The organism is Escherichia sp. WS568, from assembly GCF_046486085.1.
In the GTDB taxonomy this organism is placed as follows: Bacteria; Pseudomonadota; Gammaproteobacteria; order Enterobacterales; family Enterobacteriaceae; genus Escherichia; species Escherichia coli.
The window spans coordinates 1-910 of record NZ_JBJQMC010000070.1 but is presented as its reverse complement, the minus strand read 5'-3'; the positions used below and the strand labels follow the sequence as shown (position 1 = coordinate 910).

The window sequence follows — 910 nt, the reverse complement described above, 5'->3', positions numbered from 1 at the left end:
GTCCTAAGACATCAATCATCTGCTCTCCAATGACTAGTCTAAAAACTAGTATTAAGACTATCACTTATTTAAGTGATATTGGTTGTCTGGAGATTCAGGGGGCCAGTCTAACTGCATCGCCATCCGCAAGGTAACTGTAGAAGTGTCTTAAGAGAGTGCATTGCGTTGCCCATAACTTAAAACAGCTTAGATCCTTGTTCGCCAGAAAGTTTCATCCATTTTCTTCCACCCAGGTTGCGGAAGAACCACTTTTCATCCGTCGTTGACAGATGTGAAGTATGCGGGAGAAAAAGTGAATATCTAACTGTAATAACTCAGACCGGTACGAGTACTCGGGACGTCTACAATCATTCAGGGCAAAGTGCTAAAATTTCTCTATCCCGGGATGCCCCTACCAACGCAGCACTCCCGGAGATATCATTACAGCTCTGCAACTGATTTCCGCGACTGAACCGCTCAGTTCCTATCCTTCCAGTTGCCCTCCTGCCCCCCCTCCCTGCTGTATACCCCGGTACCACAACTCGGGCAGCACTTTTCCCCCTCATAATTTTCGTCACACATCACACAAAACCACTTTCTCACCTTCACCGTATAATCCGGAACCGTCATACCCTGCAGATGCAAACGACGGGCCTCTTTCTCTGCCGGGTCAAGCCAGGTGCATCGCAGCAGGATTTTCTCAGCGACAGTCATCTGGTCATGTTCAAACCACGGTGGTTGTCCGTCATTGCCCCGCTGAAGTGTTAACGGGCATCCACAGGACACACAGCACAAAACGTCCTGGCGGTTGTGCTTCGCTGCTTCTTTCGCCGTAACAAAATGGCCTTTGCTGTCATTCGCCATATAACAGTTCAGAATTCGCATATTTCCTCCTGAGTTGTCCGGGGAATACTGAATCCTCCGGTCTGGC

The 910-nt window shown here is 48.8% G+C and carries 1 protein-coding gene; it reads right to left on the bottom strand.

Translation table 11 applies throughout. The annotated features are described in order from the left end of the window. Nucleotides 1-456: 456 nt before the first annotated feature. Nucleotides 457-864, bottom strand: a complete 408-nt coding sequence (locus tag ACJHWR_RS25230) for a zinc-ribbon domain-containing protein (RefSeq protein ID WP_001221623.1) — start codon at nt 862-864, stop codon at nt 457-459. Nucleotides 865-910 lie beyond the last annotated feature (46 nt).